12 protein-coding genes, 1 tRNA gene and 1 other RNA gene (1 of these 14 only partly in view) are annotated in these 17712 nt (G+C 55.8%); 8 read left to right on the forward strand and 6 right to left on the reverse strand.

Features of this window, described 5'->3' with window-relative positions; translation table 11 throughout:
* The first annotated feature begins 13 nt into the window (after nt 1–13).
* Nucleotides 14–1048 carry a 3-deoxy-7-phosphoheptulonate synthase gene (aroF, locus tag QU667_RS01520; RefSeq protein WP_304987595.1) on the forward strand — a complete coding sequence of 345 codons (1035 nt, stop codon included), beginning with the start codon at nt 14–16 and terminating at the stop codon, nt 1046–1048.
* 66 nt (nt 1049–1114) lie between these two features.
* Here aroF and QU667_RS01525 read toward each other — a convergent pair whose 3' ends face one another.
* From QU667_RS01525 to QU667_RS01540, 4 genes are all read right to left on the reverse strand, one after another.
* On the reverse strand, nt 1115–1486 hold the full coding sequence (locus tag QU667_RS01525; protein WP_304987596.1) for a RidA family protein: 372 nt from the start codon (nt 1484–1486) through the stop codon (nt 1115–1117).
* Between the two features lie 291 nt (nt 1487–1777).
* Nucleotides 1778–3193: a pyruvate kinase gene (gene pyk, locus QU667_RS01530; RefSeq protein WP_304987597.1), complete on the reverse strand. Its 1416-nt coding sequence runs from the start codon at nt 3191–3193 to the stop codon at nt 1778–1780.
* Nucleotides 3194–3670: 477 nt separating this feature from the next.
* A complete protein-coding gene (locus QU667_RS01535; RefSeq protein ID WP_304987598.1) occupies nt 3671–4966 on the reverse strand; it encodes a type II restriction enzyme in 1296 nt (431 codons plus the stop codon).
* Complete coding sequence (locus tag QU667_RS01540; RefSeq protein ID WP_304987599.1) at nt 4959–5795, reverse strand: DNA adenine methylase; 837 nt, start codon at nt 5793–5795, stop codon at nt 4959–4961. The genes QU667_RS01535 and QU667_RS01540 overlap by 8 nt, the downstream gene beginning before the upstream one ends.
* 186 nt (nt 5796–5981) lie before the next feature.
* On the opposite strand from QU667_RS01540, the gene QU667_RS01545 reads away from it, so the two are divergent.
* Both QU667_RS01545 and QU667_RS01550 read left to right on the forward strand, forming a co-directional pair.
* Nucleotides 5982–7415 (forward strand): alanine/glycine:cation symporter family protein, encoded by a 1434-nt coding sequence (locus tag QU667_RS01545; RefSeq protein ID WP_304987600.1) that lies wholly within the window; start codon nt 5982–5984, stop codon nt 7413–7415.
* A gap of 185 nt (nt 7416–7600) precedes the next feature.
* Nucleotides 7601–13270 (forward strand): autotransporter outer membrane beta-barrel domain-containing protein, encoded by a 5670-nt coding sequence (locus QU667_RS01550; RefSeq protein WP_304987601.1) that lies wholly within the window; start codon nt 7601–7603, stop codon nt 13268–13270.
* A gap of 89 nt (nt 13271–13359) precedes the next feature.
* Here QU667_RS01550 and QU667_RS01555 read toward each other — a convergent pair whose 3' ends face one another.
* Both QU667_RS01555 and QU667_RS01560 read right to left on the reverse strand, forming a co-directional pair.
* Nucleotides 13360–13764, reverse strand: coding sequence for a type II toxin-antitoxin system VapC family toxin (locus QU667_RS01555; protein WP_304987602.1), 405 nt, complete (start codon nt 13762–13764; stop codon nt 13360–13362).
* Complete coding sequence (locus QU667_RS01560) at nt 13761–14030, reverse strand: hypothetical protein (RefSeq protein ID WP_304987603.1); 270 nt, start codon at nt 14028–14030, stop codon at nt 13761–13763. The genes QU667_RS01555 and QU667_RS01560 overlap by 4 nt, the downstream gene beginning before the upstream one ends.
* 146 nt (nt 14031–14176) lie before the next feature.
* On the opposite strand from QU667_RS01560, the gene pfkA reads away from it, so the two are divergent.
* The 5 genes from pfkA to QU667_RS01585 all read left to right on the forward strand — a co-directional run.
* A complete protein-coding gene (pfkA, locus tag QU667_RS01565) occupies nt 14177–15142 on the forward strand; it encodes a 6-phosphofructokinase (RefSeq protein WP_304987604.1) in 966 nt (321 codons plus the stop codon).
* A gap of 120 nt (nt 15143–15262) precedes the next feature.
* Nucleotides 15263–15353: transfer RNA gene (locus tag QU667_RS01570), tRNA-Ser, on the forward strand.
* 33 nt (nt 15354–15386) lie between these two features.
* Nucleotides 15387–15486: signal recognition particle sRNA small type (ffs, locus tag QU667_RS01575), an RNA gene on the forward strand.
* Between the two features lie 77 nt (nt 15487–15563).
* On the forward strand, nt 15564–17423 hold the full coding sequence (gene dnaX / locus QU667_RS01580) for a DNA polymerase III subunit gamma/tau (protein ID WP_304987605.1): 1860 nt from the start codon (nt 15564–15566) through the stop codon (nt 17421–17423).
* Between the two features lie 131 nt (nt 17424–17554).
* Nucleotides 17555–17712: the beginning of a YbaB/EbfC family nucleoid-associated protein gene (locus QU667_RS01585; RefSeq protein WP_304987606.1), read on the forward strand. 169 nt of this gene lie beyond the right edge of the window; only the first 158 of its 327 coding nucleotides appear in the window; it begins with the start codon at nt 17555–17557; its stop codon lies off the right edge, out of view.

Raw genomic sequence — 17712 nt, forward strand, 5'->3', positions numbered from 1 at the left:
AAGGAGCAATGCAATGGTTGTTATTATGAATGTGGATGCCTCGCAGGAGGATATTGACAGCGTCATTCGTGCCATCGAGGAGCAGGGGCTTGCGGCAAAGGTGATGGAGGGCGCACGGCAGAAGATTGTCGGCGTGATCGGCGACAAGACGAAGCTCGCGGCGACACCGCTCGATGCGATGCACGGTGTTGAAACGACGGTCGCCATCTCCAAGAGCTACAAGCTCGCGAGCCGCGAGTTCCATCCCGCGCCGACGGTGATCGACATTCGCGGCGTGAAGATCGGCGACGGGACCCCTGTCGTCATGGCGGGACCCTGCGCCGTCGAGTCGCGGGAGCAGCTGCTCGAAACGGCAGAGATCGTGAGGGCGGGCGGTGCACAGTTCATCCGCGGCGGCGCGTACAAGCCGCGCACCTCGCCCTATGCGTTCCAAGGGCTTGAGGAGGAGGGGCTGAAATATCTCGCCGAGGTACGCGAAAAGACAGGGCTTTCCGTTGTGACCGAGGTGACGGTGGTCGAGGCAGTCGATACCGTCGCCGCCTACGTCGACCTCCTCCAGATCGGCGCACGCAATATGCAGAACTTTGGCCTCCTGCGTGCGGTCGGGCGTGCGGGCAAGCCCGTCATGCTCAAGCGCGGACTTGCCGCGACCATCGACGAGTGGCTGAATGCGGCAGAGTACATCATGAACGAGGGCAACCCGAACGTGATCCTCTGCGAGCGCGGCATCCGCACCTATGAAACGTACACGCGCAACACGTTCGACATCAGCGCAATTGCGGCGATCAAGCATCTCTCACACCTGCCGATCATCGCCGACCCGAGTCACGGCACGGGGAAATGGCGCATGATCAAGCCGATGTCGCTTGCCTCCATCGCGGCGGGCGCGGACGGGCTCATCATCGAGGTACATCCGAACCCCGCGCGCGCCCTCTCCGATGGTCCGCAGTCGCTTACGCCCGAGAACTACCGTGACCTCATGGAGAGCGTGCAGAAGCTCAGCCGCTTCATGGCGGAGGAGAAGATCGCGCCGATGGTGATGGAGTAACGTCATAGACATAGAAAACGGGACGATTCGAGCGAATCGTCCCGTTGTTGTATCTTTGAAAAGGGGTCAAACCTCCGCAATGACCTCGATCTCGCAGAGTGCTCCTGCGGGCAGTGCCTTTGCGGCGACACAGGAGCGGGCGGGCTTCCCGGTGAAGTGGCGGGCATAAACTTCGTTGAACGCGGCAAAGTCGCCCATGTCCGCGAGGAAGCAGGTGGTCTTGACGACGCGCGAGAGGTCGGTGCCGGCGGCGGCGAGCACAGCTCTGAGATTCGCGCAGACCTGCGCCGCCTGTCCCTCGACGGTATCCGAGGTGATCTTTCCTGCGGCGGGGTCGATGCCGATCTGTCCCGAGGTATAGACGAGGCTGCCGACGCGCATCGCCTGACTGTATGGGCCGAGGGCGGCGGGGGCGCTATCGCTGTGAATCGTTTCCATTGTAAAATCTCCTATCTCATCGGCTGTTTTTGTGTGTATGCCCCGCGCAAACACCTCGTTACGCAAGTGATCGTGTGCTTATCTGCCGAAATACCTGCGGACTTCTTAAACGCGCTTCGCTTGAACGAAAGAAATCCGCAGGGGGCAGAACGCACCCTTTACTCACTTGCTCCACTAGGGTTTGCTTTGGGGCATATCACTACCATTCCATACATAATCCTATTTTCATTCGTAAAAAAGGAAGCCGTTTCGCAAACAAGCGGCTTCCTTTCATTTGTTATCGTTGATTTCTTAGTGGATCGTCGTGACGCGGACGGCGACGGAGCCGCCCTCGTTGTAGGTCATGCCCGCGACCATGACGATCTTGTCGCCCTGCTTGACATAGCCGTGCGAGAGTGCGCCGCGCGTGCAGGACTCGATCATGTCCTCGACGCTCGTCCACTTGCGTCCCTGCATGGGGTAGACACCCCAGCGCAGGTTGATGTGGCGCGCGATCATCGGGTTTGGCGCGTAGGCGACGATCATCGACTTCGGGCGGTACTTCGACACAACGCGCGTCGTATAGCCCGACTGGGTCGGTGTGAGAATCGCGGCGGCGCTCGTTTCATAGGCGAGCTGCACCGTCGCGTGCGAAACGGCATCCGTCACCGAGGAGCGTTCGCGGATACTGCGCGAGCGGATGATCGTGTCATACTCCAACGACTCCTCCATACGCAGGGCAATCGTGCTCATCGTTTTGACCGCCTCGACAGGGTAGTCGCCGCTTGCCGTCTCGCCCGAGAGCATGATCGCATCCGCGCCGTCGAAGATCGCGTTGCCGACATCCGAGACCTCCGCGCGGGTCGGACGCGGGTTCGTCGTCATGGATTCGAGCATCTGTGTCGCGACGATGACGGGCTTGCCGACCGCGTTGCACTTGCGGATGATCTCTTTTTGGATGACCGGCACATCCTCCGCCGGCACCTCAACGCCGAGGTCGCCGCGTGCGACCATGATGCCGTCCGAAACGGCGAGGATTTCGTCAAAGTTGTTGACCCCCGCGAGATTTTCGATCTTCGGAATGATCTCCATATGACCGCCGTGCTTTGCGATCAGATGGCGGATCTCCTCCACGTCCGCCGGACGCTGGATGAACGATGCCGCAACGAAGTCCATGTCGTTCTCGATGCCGAAGATGATGTCGCGCTCGTCCTGCTCGGAGATCGCAGGCAGTCCCAACTCGACACCCGGTGCCGCCACACGTTTGCGCGTGGACATCGGCCCTGAGTTCTGCACGGTCGTCACGATGTCCTTGCCGCGAATCTCATCGACGACAAGTCCGACGAGACCGTCCGAGAGGAGCAGCGTGTCGCCCGGCTTTACCTCGTTGTAGAGGTTCTTGTGATTGACGCTGACGTGCGTCGCATCGCCCGGTGCATCGTCATGGGTTAGCGTGAACTTCTGTCCCTTTTCGAGCTGTACCTTGCCGCCTGCAAACTCGCCGAGACGCATCTCCGGCCCCTTCGTGTCGAGGATGAGCGAGATCACCTTGCCCGATCGCTCCGCCGCCGCACGCACCTTGTTGATGCGCACAAGATGCTCATCATGCGTGCCGTGCGAGAAGTTGAAGCGCGCACAGTTCATCCCGTTCTCAATGAGCGCGTCAACAATTCCCTCGGGATCCGTCGCCGGACCCTGTGTGCAGATAATTTTTGTCTTTTTCAGCATATCATGTCCCCCGCTTTTTAGGAATCACTGATAAGGTGCTTCCCTTGTCCCTGAAACTTACTACTACTCATATTTTACACTCTTTTTAGAAAGAAGTAAAGGAAGGGATCAGCTAATTTGCTCAGACGGTTGTGGAACGGGAAGGCATCTCACTGCACTTTATATAGCCGTCATGCGGTCCATCATTATTGTTACGACAAGGAGGACACCAACTATGGACACCATCGGGATTGGCAGGTGTCTCTCTTTTTGGGGTGTTCCCGAAAAAACTTCTTAAATAGAAAATATGCTCTTGTTCTTTGCTGCATACAGAGCAGTTGGGACAGGATTTATAGTCCTCGATGGTTTGAGATTCGTTTAACTCTTTTTTACAATGTTTACACAGCATACACGTCTACCTCCGAACCTTAATAGTTGTACCATTTTGACATCAATAGAGTAACATGATTGCACATCCAACTCAAGAAAAATTTATTTTCATGATTGTGTTAATTTGATCATCCAAGTTACCCATGCTATCACCGTGGATGAACGGCGTTTGTATGTATTTTCACTTTTAAGATTGTAAAGGTGAGAACCCTGCATAAGTTTTACAATTTCTTGAATAGTCGGCGATATGCCGAAATCCATATAATGGGTAAATACTTTCTTAAAGACTTCATGTTGTAAGATTGCTGTGCAAAAAGCCAAGTGACGTTGTTTGTAATTTGAATTTATGATTTTTTTACCCTTTGCAGTTAAGTAAAATAGAGATGGTAGGTCGTTGTTACAGCACTTATCAACAAGTCCTAGGTATCTTGCGGCGTTCGTATAATAATCGGCTTGGCGCAGATCGAAAGCATATTCCTCCGAGATTTCTTCGCAGGTCAATGTGTGTATGTTTAGTATTTCACATAGACTGATGAGGCGTTCGAAACTATCTGCTTGTGGGAATGGAATTGGTGGTTCGGTAACAGTTTGTGTATTTGCTGCAATTTCCTGTATTTCGGAAAGTTGGATGCTTGTATCTTCGAACGAATACCTTTTGTGTTTGATAAGCTCCAAGGAATTATAATAAGCCGGATTTTGGAATTGATATTCATACAGATGGCATATTCCGTTGGAATACACGAAAAAGATTGGATGAACGGGCTTGGTGATTCGGCTGTGCCAAATGCGATAGGGATAGTATAATTGACGTATGAGGAAATCTTCCGCCAAGTCCATTTTCGCTTCGATGATAGATAAACGGTGAATACCCTCAAATGCTGCATCAATTTCGATTTGTGCATTTGTTACAGTAATCCGGTTGACAGCGTCATTGGTTGTATTTTGAATTCCAAATGCAAACGTTCCGGAACCCATGCGTCCCGATACAGTAGCGATGAGATCTTCATCTTCTAAGAAATCTGCAAGTATGCCGGAGGCGAGCGCACAATTTATTGCAATCGCCTCACTTGAAATGCGAGCGACATCAAGACTTTGTATATGATCCGGCAGGGATACCTTTGTTATCGTATGATCGAGTGTTTGAAATGGTTGATAGGCTTCCATATGAGCGATGATGTATTCGCCGCGTGAGATTGGTAAAATCGCTAGATTGTTTTTCGTGAATATCTCCGGCAAATTGATCTTATGGTCGATTTTCGCCATAAGTCTCGGCTCGCGGAAAACTCTCATCTGAGAGGCAGAAACGATAAAAGAACCATCTTTCTCAATATGCGAAAGAACCTTGTATTTTTGAAATAAGGATTCCCATGCACGGTCATTTTGCTTACCGGTAGTGTTACTCATAATTTCTTATCACCACTTCATCGACGTGCCCCCTCTTAGAGGCGTTGGAGTTTATTGCGCGTTTTGCGCGAACGGGAGTGATGTCGTAATCGGCGTATTGTTCACGGATGAACTCTGTTGCCGAATTGGAGAGCATAAATTTGATTTTGCGTCGTGTCAGTTCGTCACAACATTCTCTCAGACGAACCTGTTCCGTACGATCAAATCCACCTCTTGTATATCCTGTGAAATTAGCGGTATCGGAAACGGGATCGTATGGGGGATCTAAATAAACAAACGTTCCTTTAGATACGTTCGATAGGACTTCGGCATAGTCTGTATTGGTGAAGGTTAGTTGTGTGCTTTGGAAATAGTTGCTGACGGCTCTTAATGTAGGCGCACTTACAATGTTCGGTTTTTTGTAATGACCATATGGCGCGTTAAATTCCCCGGCATTGTTTACACGAAAAAGACCATTATAACAGGTTTTGTTCAGATAGATGATACGAGCGGCACGCTGCACCTTGGAGCGTTGGAGGTAGGTTTCACTGTCCCTGTCCCAATCCCTGATAGAGTAAAAGTATTTCTCCTCGTTTTTGTGTTCGCTCAATGCGGCAATAAGTGCGTCTACATCATCTCGGATCACTTCGTAGATGTTAATAAGCTCTGCATTTATATCATTAACATAAGCAATTTTAGGTTGTAATGAGAACAAAACAGCTCCTCCACCCACGAACGGTTCACAATAGGCTGTGATTTTCTTAGGGAACAGAGGGGTTAGATCATCTATGAGTTGACGCTTGCCGCCGACCCATTTTACAACAGGGGCTACAAGAACGTTTTTCCGCATAAGATACGCTCTCTTTCTATAGATTTTCTTACAGAGTTATCCTAGCATATTGACATAAAGAGTTCAATGGAAAGAGCGGTATGTTTTATGTTTTGTTTCTTTTAAAGAAGAATACAGGAATGCAATTTGACAAATCTTTGTCCTTTCCATTATGATGTAATCTATTCTTTTGGGAAGGGTGATTTTATGGATTTCCTCAACTCTGCGGTTGGCTCGGTCAACGATTTTCTGTGGACTTATATCATCATCGTTGTGCTCGTCGGCTGCGGTCTGTGGTTCACATTCTCGACTGGCTTCGTTCAGCTGCGTGCGCTGCCCGAGATGGTACGCCTGCTCGCGGGGGATCTTGGGCGTCGCCCGAGCGGACGCAAGGCGATCTCCTCGTTCCAAGCGTTCTGCGTCAGCACCGCCTCACGCGTCGGCGTCGGCAATATCGCGGGCGTTGCGATCGCCATCGTGACGGGCGGCCCCGGCGCTGTGTTCTGGATGTGGGTCATCGCCTTCATCGGGACGGCGACGGGCTTCGTCGAGAGCACGCTCGCACAGATCTACAAGATCCCGCGCGGACACGGTCTCTTTCACGGCGGCCCTGCGTACTACATCCGGAATGCGCTCGGGCAGCCGGCGGTGGCAAAACTCTTTGCCGTGCTCATCTCCGTGACGTTCGGTCTCATCTACGTATCCGTACAGGCAAACACGATCGCGCTCTCGATGGAGAAGTCGTTCGGCATTGATACATGGGTGATGGGGGCTGTGCTCGCCGTACTTGCGGGCGCGGTCATCTTCGGCGGGATGCACCGCATCGCCGCGTTCGCATCTCTCCTCGTACCTGTTATGGCGGGCATCTATCTCCTCATCGCGCTCAGCGTCATCCTCATGCACATAGATCAGGTACCGGCGATGTTTGCGCTCATCCTGCATGATGCGTTCAGTCCGCAGGCAGCAGTCGGCGGCGGCATCGGCACGGTCATCCTCACGGGCGTTCGCCGCGGGCTGTTCTCGAACGAGGCGGGCGAGGGCTCGATCCCGAACGCAGCGGCGACGGCGAACGTCACGCACCCTGTCAAGCAGGGGCTTGTACAGGCGTTTGGTGTCTACGTCGATACGTGGATCGTCTGCTCCGCGACCGCGTTCATCGTCCTCCTCACAGGACAGTACACCATCGGCGGCGATACGACGGGCATCGCCCTCGCGCAGGACTCGCTCGCAAGCGTCTTTGGTCCGTGGGCGTCCAGTCTCCTCGCCGTCCTCATCTTCCTCTTTGCATTCAGCTCCGTTGTCGGCAACTGCTACTATGGGGAGGTCAACATCCCGTTTTTCGGCGGGAATACACGGCGACTTCTCACCGTCTACCGCCTCGCCGTCGTTTGCATGACCTTTTTCGGCTGCGTCGCCGCGCTCAGTCTCGTGTGGAACCTCGCCGACCTATTTATGGCGATGATCTGCCTCACGAACCTCTACGCCATCGCACGCCTCGCACCGCTTGCACGCCTCGCACTCACGGACTATCTCGCACAGAAGGCGGCGGGCAAGAACCCCGTATTCGATCCTGCGGTTATGCCCGACCGACGTGGCATCGTGGGATGGGACGAGGAGCAGTTTCACCCGCAAAAACACTGACATAGCACATAACTCTCGACAAATGAATATAAAATCATACGTCGCAGGTGTGAAAAATCTGCGACGTTTTTGTATTTTTTATGGCAAAACTATTTCAATTTATGATAAACCATGGTAGAATTGTCCCGATTAACAAATAGAAGTGATATGTTTTACAGTTTAGATGGATTTAGGAGGCGAACTACTTGTTCAAAGAAATGAAATCACGTCGTCTGGCACTGCTCGTTGCAATCGCGCTCGGTGGTGGCGGATTCCTTTCGTCTGCGCAGAGTGTATCTGCGGCGGATGTGACGGGGAATAATGTTGAGATTGACAGCGCGCATGAGCCGTTGAATAATGCCAAAGATGACCAGAATACACCGTTCGGCACAGCGGCGGGATTCATCCATGAGGGATCCAATAGCGGTAATGTGACGAACAATACCCTGACATTCAAAGACCATCTCTACGGAAGGGAAGTGTTCGGCGGATTTACCTTTGGCAAGGGCAACGTGACGGGGAACAAGGTCTTTATCAATCCGGCGACAGCTACGCCCCCCGGCTCCATCGTAAATGCGGCATATGGCGGTGTGACGGACGGCGGCGGGAGTGTCGAAGACAATCACGTCACATTTAATGGGACGCGTGCGAATGGCGACATCATTGGCGGTATGACGACGAGAAAGTCATACGCTAAGGATGGGCGCGGCAATGGTGCGGCAAAGAAGAATACGGCGACGCTTGAAGGCGGTACGGTAGATACTGTCTACGGTGGATATACCGGAGAGGGGAGCGATGGCGACGTAGTCGGCAATACGGCACTCGTTAAGGGCGGCGTGGTGACGACTGATGTCTACGGCGGATATGCTGCTCAGGGTGGCGCAGCGAAGGACAATATTGCCAAAATTACAAACGGAACGGTCAATGGAACCATCTATGGCGGTTATGCTGCGGAGAAGGATGTCACAGGCAACCGCGTTACCGTCTCGGGTGGCAGTGTGGGGTCAAGCGTCTATGGTGGAAAAGCCGGTGTCGGAAATGCCACAAATAATACCGTCACGATTGCAGGAACCGGCACTGTGGGACAACACGTTTATGGCGGTGGATCGACGGGAGGCGATGCCATAAACAACACGGTCAACCTCGGCGACGGTACGAGCAATGCGGTGGGAACGATTACCGGAACAATTTTCGGCGGCAGAACCTCGTCGGCGAAGGATCAGACGACGGGGAACACGCTTAACGTCAACGCCAATGCACAGGCGGGCAACATTGAGAACTTCTCGACCATCAATTTTGATTTCAGTCATGTAGATACGAGCCGCACGCTGCTCAAATTGGTCAATACGTACAACAATAAAACGAAGCTCCAAAGCCTCGATCAGCTTCATGTGAAAAATGCAAAGGTCGGCGGCGGTACGCTGATCGAGAACGCGCACGGCTTTGAGCTTGGTAATTCTACGGATGTAGGGCGAACAGAAGGTCAGACGGAAACCATCATCAAGAAGGATATGGGTGCCAAGAAGATCATCTATCGTACCTACCAGTTTAAGAACGCGACGGAAAAGGATACGGATGGTCTAACAACATGGGGCGGGCGCTCCCTGCTCGGCAATACAACGACGAAAAACGAAATAACGCTGACCGGACATCATGGTGGACAGGATGTCTATGGCGGGTGGACAAGCGGCACGGGCTCGACGGCGACGGGAGAGAACGCGAAGAACCACAGCATCGACAACAAGATCACGTTCAACGGAGCGGCGAGCGATACGGTGGGTAATATGTTCGGCGGCTTGACGGTCTCGACGGGCGGTAATGCGACGGGCAACCGTGCGGTGCTGAAGGAGGGCAAGGTGACTGGTTCGCTGACCGGCGGCTCTGTGGGGGGGAACGGCGGCAGCGCGACGGGCAACTTTGTCGACATCGAGGGCGGCGAGGTGGTCGGTACAACCTATGGCGGCTCTGTCGGCAGCACGGGCAAGGCGGAGAAGAATATCGTTACGGTTACGGGCGGGACGGTAAAGGGCGACATCTATGGCGGTAAGTCGACCAGCGGCAACGCGACGGGTAACGAGGTCACTATCAAGGGTGGCTCTGCGACGAACAGCGATGTCTATGGTGGTGAGTCGGCGAGCGGCGACGCGACGGGTAACACGGTCACCGTTACGAAAGGATCGGTGCGCAACATCGACGGCGGACGCACGGGGAGCGGAAACGCGACGGGCAACACCGTCAATATTGGCGATGGGAAATCGGACTATACGGGGAGCATCTCCGGCAAGATCAACGGTGGCAGCAGCTCGGGGGGCGGCAGAGATTATACAACGGGCAATACGCTGAACCTCTACGATAACGCCACGGCAGCCAACATTAACAATTTTGCCGAGATCAATTTCCGTTTCAATCAATACGTGGATACGACGGCAACCTTCCTGACGCTGAATGATGGGGGCGGAACGACGATTCGCAGTCTCAGCGACATCAATGTGCACGGCGCGCACGCGATGAAGGGCACGCTGATTAGGAACGCGCATGGCGTTACCGTCTCGGATAACAAGCATCGCCTTGTCAAGACTATGTCGGATACGAACAAGGAGTTCGTTCTTGCAAAAGGAACGAACGAGATCACCTACGAGGGGTATTCCTTTGCCCATCAGACGACACCGACGACCGCTCAAAACGGTGCGGATACAGACACATGGGGCGGACGCTCTGTCGGCGGCAATTCGACGCATGACAATGAGATTACCGTGAACAGCGACAGTCATACGAACGTCTACGGCGGCTGGACGAGCGGTGAGGGCACGACAGCAGCGGACAAGAACAACAGCTACAAGAACAAGGTTACCGTTAAGGGATCTGCGACGGTCAGCGGCAAAGTCTACGGCGGCTTTACCGATGTGGCGGGCGGTACGGCGACGGGCAACACCGTCACCGTTGAGAAAGACCTCAACGCCGACCTCGTCGGCGGCAAGGCTGCGGCTGAGGCATCGGACAACACCGTGAATGTCACCAATGCCACGGTTAAGTCCGTCACGGGCGGCGAAGGCACGACGACGAACAACAACACCGTCAATCTCAACGGTGCAGCCGTCAATGGCGCAGTCAAGGGCGGCACGCAGGCAACCGGCAAGGATAACACGCTGAATGTCAAGGGGGAGAACTCTGCGCAGAGCGTTGAGGGCTTCCAGAAGATGAACTTCAACACGAACGGCGTTGCTGCAGACGGCACAATGCTGAACGTCACGGGCAGTACAAAGACGAAGGTGAACTGGAACACACTGAAGGTGGACGGCAATGGGCGCAACATCAGTCTGCTGAAGAACAACCACGGAATCGACTTCGGTAGCACTTACACCGATGGGGATGTGAAGTCCGGTCTGAGCGCAGATAAAAAGAGCGAGACGAATGTCAGCGTCACTGCGGATAAGAAAGAGATCAAGTACACCGGCTATCAGTTCACGGGTGTCACGACGGCATCTGTCGATGGAACAAAGGCATATGGTGGTGTCTCCAAGGCAGGCAACGCAACGCATAACAACAGAATTACCGTAAATGGCAGCTATACGGAGGTGTACGGCGGCCATACGACCGGCACGAGCGACACGGCGGTCGAGAAGAAGAACAGCCACGATAATACCGTCACGATCACGGGCGGTACGCTCGGCAAGGTCTACGGCGGCTATACGGATGTGGACGGCGGCACGACGGAGAACAACACCGTCAACCTCGGTGACGGGACGAATCCGCTTGCGCCGAGCACAACGATTGCAGAGATTCACGGCGGCAACAAGTCTGCGAAGGGCAACACGCTGAATGTCAACACGGCGGCGACGGTCGGTAAGATCGAGAATTTCTCCACGGTCGCGTTCAAGAATGCCGCCTCAAAGCTGACGCTGACGCAGGCAGGGGCGAACTTTGACCTTGACTCCATCAAGGCTGACTTTGCGGCGACAGAGAGCGAGGTCGAGCTCGTCGAGAATGCAAACGGTCTGACGCTGAGGGGCGGCAAAACATTCCGCACGGAACTGAGCAAGGACGGCACGAAGGAAACGAACATCGAGGCGCGTGACGATAAGAAGATTGTTCGCTATGGCTATACCGTTGCAGGAGCAACAGCGGCAACGACGCTCGGCACTGAGATGTGGGGTGGTCGCTCTGCGGCGGGCAACACGACCACGGGCAATCGCATCTCTGTGAATGACGGCAGCGGCACCATGACAGTCTACGGCGGCTATACCAGCGGCAAGGGCGGCACGGCGGCGGATAAGAATGACAGCCATACGAACACCGTCACCGTCACGGGCGGCAATATGACCGTCTACGGCGGCTGGACGAATGTCGCGGCCGGCAAGGCGGTGTCGAATACGGTGAACGTGACCGCCGATGCACAGGGGACGCTCGTCGGCGGCTACTCCGCGAACGGTGAGGCATCGAACAACGTGGTCGATGTCAGGAATGCTGTCTTTACCGGCAATATCACAGGCGGTCAGGGAACGGCAGCAAACTACAACGTGATCCGTCTCCGCAATGCGTCGGTCAGGGGTACGATCACAGGCGGTATTGCACCGAATGTCAAGGACAACACGCTTGAGGTTTCCTATGGCACGGGTGCCTCCTCGTCGGTCGGCGACATCACCAATGTCCAGAGACTCCATTTCGATATGGAGAATGCGCCTGTGAGCAATGCGAACCCTCTGCTGAAGCTGACGAATGTCAGCGGTGGCGGCGACAAGAATCTCACGGGGATGAAGTTCGCTGTTGCACGCAGTGGAGCAACGAAGAAGCTCGAAAAGGGCGACACGTTCACGCTCATGGAGAACACGACTGCCCCCGGGAAAAAGATCACGGTCGGCAGTGGCGTGACGGCAGAGGGCAGGGATGGCGTATCGCGCAACTATACGTTTGACATCTCGACGGATGCGACGGGCAAGCTCATCGCAACGGTCACGAAGGCGGGCATGGGCGAGCAGTCCAAGTCCATCGTCGAGACACGTGCGGGCGCGAGTGCGTTCCTGAACGACGGCGGCGACTATCTCGTAGGCTCCGGCATGGAGGCGGCGAAGAAAGAGGCGCGTGCAGCGGCACAGGCGGGCAACGGAGCATATGGGCTCTGGGCAGGCATGGGCGGCGGTGCGCTGCGTCACAAGACGGGCTCCTACGTCGATATGAAGGGCTGGAATCTCGGTCTCGGCTGGGCGCGTGAGAACGCTGTGCAGGCGGGTACGCTGACCTTTGGCCCATTCGTCGAGTACGGGCGCGGCAGCTATGACTCCTACCTCGACGACGGTACGCACGGCAGCGGCAAGACGAGCTTCTTCGGCGCGGGTATGATGGCGAAACTGGAGACGGGCAGCCACTGGATCGACGGCTCGCTGCGCGTCGGCAGGACGAAGAGCGACTACACAGGGCTTGCAACCTACGATACGACGAGCACTTACTACGGCGTGCAGGTCGGCGTGGGCAAGGACTTCCATGTGAACGAAACCGACACCGTCGGTGCATATGTGCGCTACGCGTATTCGCATACAGCGGGGACGAGCGCACATCTGAGCAGCGGCGAAACGTATGACTTCGACGCGGTGAACTCGCATCGTCTGCGCATTGGTACGCGCTATACGCACGGCATGGCAGACTTTGCTCAGTTCTATGCAGGTCTTGCATGGGAGTATGAGTTCGACGGCGACGCACGTGCGACCTCGCAGGGCGACAGTGCACCGAGCCCCTCGCTGAAGGGCAGCAGTGCGCTCCTCGAACTCGGTTATCGGTTCGCGCCGCAGGGCAGCCGCATGAGCTACGATCTGAACCTCACCGGATGGCAGGGCAAGCGTCAGGGCATCACGGGCGGTGCATCCGTCAAGTGGGCGTTCTGAGCATAGGCTAAAGTAAATATAGACAACAAAAAGAGAGATCGGATTTCCTCGAAGGAGGAGTCCGATCTCTCTTTTTACTATACGAGTTACTATACGAGATACACGCACGGCTCGTGATAATCTGCAAGCAACGTGTCATGCGTGAGAAATACCATGTTTTCGCATTTTGCTTGACAAATGAGCAGACGATCAAAGGGATCTTTGTGTGGTTTTGCCGTATCGGGGCGGTACAGTGATGACAGTGCGAAGATGTGACGGTCATGCAATGGAAGGCTCTGAAATCCTGCCTCCTGCGCATACACATCTATGGCTTGTGCGTTGATGGGCATTTGTGTCGGGTGTAGGAGATGTTTTAGCTCGATTTCCCAGAGCGAGATGATGCTGTAATAGACATCGTTTCCTGTATGCGTCAGGAGTTCTCCTGCCTTTTTTGGCAGCCTGTCATCATCAAGGAGCGCCCATAGGAGTATATGTGTATCGATGAGGTGTTTCATGCAAGCCCCTCGAACAGGTCGGCGATCTCCTCGTCCCAGTGGTCGAAATCGTCCGGAATGGTAAATTTCCCTTTTGCTGTGCCAAGTCGTTTCGGCGGTGTGATCGCTGTGGGTAACATGCCGGTTTTGTGTGCAGCGGTTGCCGGCATTCGAGAATGACTGCTGTTATTTGCCGCGCACGATATGTGCAGCATTTTTTTGCGTGCGGCGTTGGTTTTGTATTTGACTTGACGCATGAGAAACGCTCCTTTCTGAAAATCATTCAAGTATATGATACTACACCCCCCGATCTTTTTCAATCCGCGCGCAGCGTGCGCCGCATTATTTTCCGCGAAAGTCTTTACTTTTCGCTTCCTCTTTCGTACAATATAAACAATAAATGATTCATGCAGATAGGGACGGGGGATGTTTTATGCTGAAAAAGGCGATTGCGGTTGTTACCTCGGGCGGAGACAGTCCGGGCATGAATGCGGCGGCGCGTGCGGTGGTGCGCACGGCGATCTATGAGGGCGTGGAGGTCTACGGCATCCATAACGGCTACAGCGGGATGGTGCACGATGATATTGAAAAACTCACGACGCGCAGCGTCAGCGATCTCATCCAACGCGGCGGCACGTTCCTCGGCACGGCGCGCAGCAAGTCGTTCATGACCCCCGAGGGGCGGCAGACGGCGTTCGAGAATCTGCGCAAGCGCGACATCGAGGGACTGGTCATCATCGGCGGCGACGGCTCTCTGACGGGCGGCTCGCTCCTCAGTAAGGAGACGGGGATGCCGATTGTTGGACTGCCGGGGACGATCGACAACGATGTCTGGGGCATGGACTATACCATCGGCTGTGATACGGCGTGCAATACGATTGTGGATGCGATCAACAAGCTGCGCGATACGGCTTCGGCGCACCGCCGCATCATCCTCGTCGAGGTCATGGGGCGGCACTCGGGCTGGCTCGCGATGATGTCCGGCATCGCCGGGGGCGCGGAGTACATTCTCGTACCCGAGGTCGCGTACGATCTTGAGGAGATCAGCTGCGAGCTGAAGGCGATGTATGAGGCGGGCAAGCGCTACAGCATTATTGTGGTTGCCGAGGGGGCAGGCTCTGCGGTGGAGATCGGCAAGATCATCCGCGAAAAGACGGAGATCGATACGCGCGTCTCGGTGCTCGGACACATCCAGCGCGGCGGCTCGCCGACGGTGGAGGATCGCATCAAGGCATCCATGCTCGGTGAGAAGGCGGCGCTTGCGATCATCTCGGGCGTGAGCGACGTGATCTACAGCTTCAACGAGGGGCAGGTTGTGGGCGTGAATCTCTTCGAGGCGGTCAACAATACAAAGACGCTCGACCCGGAGCTTGTTCGGCTCTCGCGTGTCTTGGCGTAAGTGAAAAACGGGGGAATCGCCGCAGCGGTTCTCCTTATTTTTTTTCTTGACAAAAACGCGGCCTCCGTGCTAAACTAAACAGCGTTGCAGAAGTGAATAGCTTTCATTTGAGAGCACTGTGGAGAGTTGTCCGAGTGGTTGAAGGAGCACGCCTGGAAAGCGTGTGTGCGGTGATACCGTACCGAGAGTTCGAATCTCTCACTCTCCGCCATTTTTATTGATTTTTCTCAGGGCGGGCTGCAGTGCCTTGGTCTCACGCAATGGGGCCCTGTGAACCCCGTCAGGTCCGGAAGGAAGCAGCGGTAAGCGGATCGTCTCATGTGCCGTGAGGGTGCCTGGGGACTGTGGCCTGCCGTGGGAGAAATCGCGTGAAATTCAGAGCAGCCCGATGGGGCTGTTTTTTTGTTGGGAGGTTATGCTCATGTCCTATGTTGCACTCTATCGCCGCTGGCGGCCGGAGACGTTCGAGGATCTCGTGGGGCAGGAGCATATCAGCCGTACTCTCTCTCGTGCGGTGACATCGGGGCAGACGAGCCATGCGTATCTGTTTACCGGGCCGCGTGGTACGGGCAAGACGAGTACGGCGAAGATTCTCGCGCGTGCGCTCAACTGTGCCGAGGGGCCGACACTCACGCCGTGCGGCGTCTGTCCTTCCTGCCGTGCGATTAGTGACGGCTCGTCCATGGATGTGTTCGAGATCGACGCGGCATCGAACCGCGGCATCGACGAGATCCGCGACCTGCGCGAGTCGGTGAAGTTCGCCCCGACGGTGGGACGATACAAGATCTACATCATCGACGAGGTGCATATGCTGACGACGGAGGCGTTCAATGCGCTCCTCAAGACACTTGAGGAGCCGCCCGCGCAGGTGCTTTTTATCCTCGCGACGACCGAGCCGCACAAAGTCCCCGCAACGATCCAGTCGCGCTGTCAGCGGTACGATTTCCACCGCATTACGGTGACGGAGATTCAGGAGCGTCTGGTTTATGTGTGCCGGGAATCGGGGATCACGGCGGAGGAGGACGCACTCGGCATCATCGCCGTGCAGGCGGACGGCGGGATGCGCGATGCGCTCTCGATCCTCGACCAGTGTACGGCGCTTGCGGAGGGGCGGCTCACGGCGGAGCGCGTACAGGAGGCACTGGGGCTTGTCGGACGCGCGTGGATCGAAAAGATGGCGCTCGCCGTTGCGGATCGTGCGGCGGCGCAGCTCGTTACGCAGCTCGGCGAGCTGCTGCAGAACGGGCGCGACCTCAAACAGATTCTCGCCGAATTGGCGCAGTATTTCCGCAGCCTGATGATTGCGGGGGTCGGTGGCGCACTTGGTGCAGCGGAACTTGCGGGTGGTCAGACGGAGACGCTGCGCGCGGCGGCGGCACGTTTTACGCAGGATGAAATCATGGGCATTCTCCGAACGCTGAACGAAACGATGCAGGAGATACGCACCTCACCGCAGCCGCGCATTGCCGTCGAGGCGATGCTGATCGGACTGTGCCGACCGTCGGAGGTCGGTACGTCTGCAACGGCTGCCGTACCTGTATCCAACCCTGCGGATACAGCACGCATCGCACGTCTGGAGGAGGCGGTGCGCCGGCTGACGGCACAGATCGCGGCAGGTGGGACGGTGCAGGCTGCCGCAGTGGGGAGTGGAGCGGCAAATGCGGCTGCTGCCGTGTCGAAACCGACGGCGCAGCCCACGCAAAAAAACGCGGCACCAAAGCGGCTCACAAAGAGCGGGAATGCAGCCGCATCTCCCTCGGGCGCACCGCGTCAGCTCGACAGCGCACTCTGGAAAAAGTTCGAGGTGCGGATGAAGGAGCGGAACCGCCTTGCCGCCTCGCTGCTCTCGGGCGCAGACTATGAGGGTGCGACGGAGACACATTTTTTCGTCCGCCCTGCGACGGATATGGCGCGCGACTACATTATGAAGCGTCACCGTGCCGTGTTCGAGGAGGTCATGACGGAACTCGCGGGGCATCCGCTGACCATCGTGTGTACGGGCGGCGAGGAGGATACACCGCCCGCTCCTCCCGCACCGAAACCGCCGGAGTATCCGGCATCCGTTACGGAGCTGCTCAAAATCGCAGGCGAGGGGGCGCGTGTGGAGGAGATCGCCGCATCGGCAGAGCGTCCCGCACCGACACCACAGCCGCCCGCGCCGCCGAAGCCCACCCTGCCTCCTGCGGAGGAGGCGGCGGTATATGAGGTGTACGAGCCGACGGCGGACGAGGAGGCGGAGATGTTTGCGCTTGATGAACTGCCGCCCGATGCGGACACTTGACGTTGCGGACAGTTTTTGTTAGGCTAAGTACGTTTATGAAATCACACGCTCTGTGTGCTTCCCTAGGGTTCGCTTAGGAGCGACACATAGCCTCTGGCTTCTATCTTGCTAAACATAAAAGGAGAGTTACTATGTTCAATGGCGGCGGCAATATGGCCGGTATGATGAAAAAAGTCCAGAAGATGCAGAACGAGATGAAGAAGATGCAGGAGGAACTCAAGCGCAAGACCGTCGAAGTTTCCTCCGGCGGCGGTGCGGTGAAGATCGTCATGGACGGTGAGAAGCAGGT

This window comes from Selenomonas dianae, from assembly GCF_030644225.1.
GTDB classification, from domain to species: domain Bacteria; phylum Bacillota; class Negativicutes; order Selenomonadales; family Selenomonadaceae; genus Centipeda; species Centipeda dianae.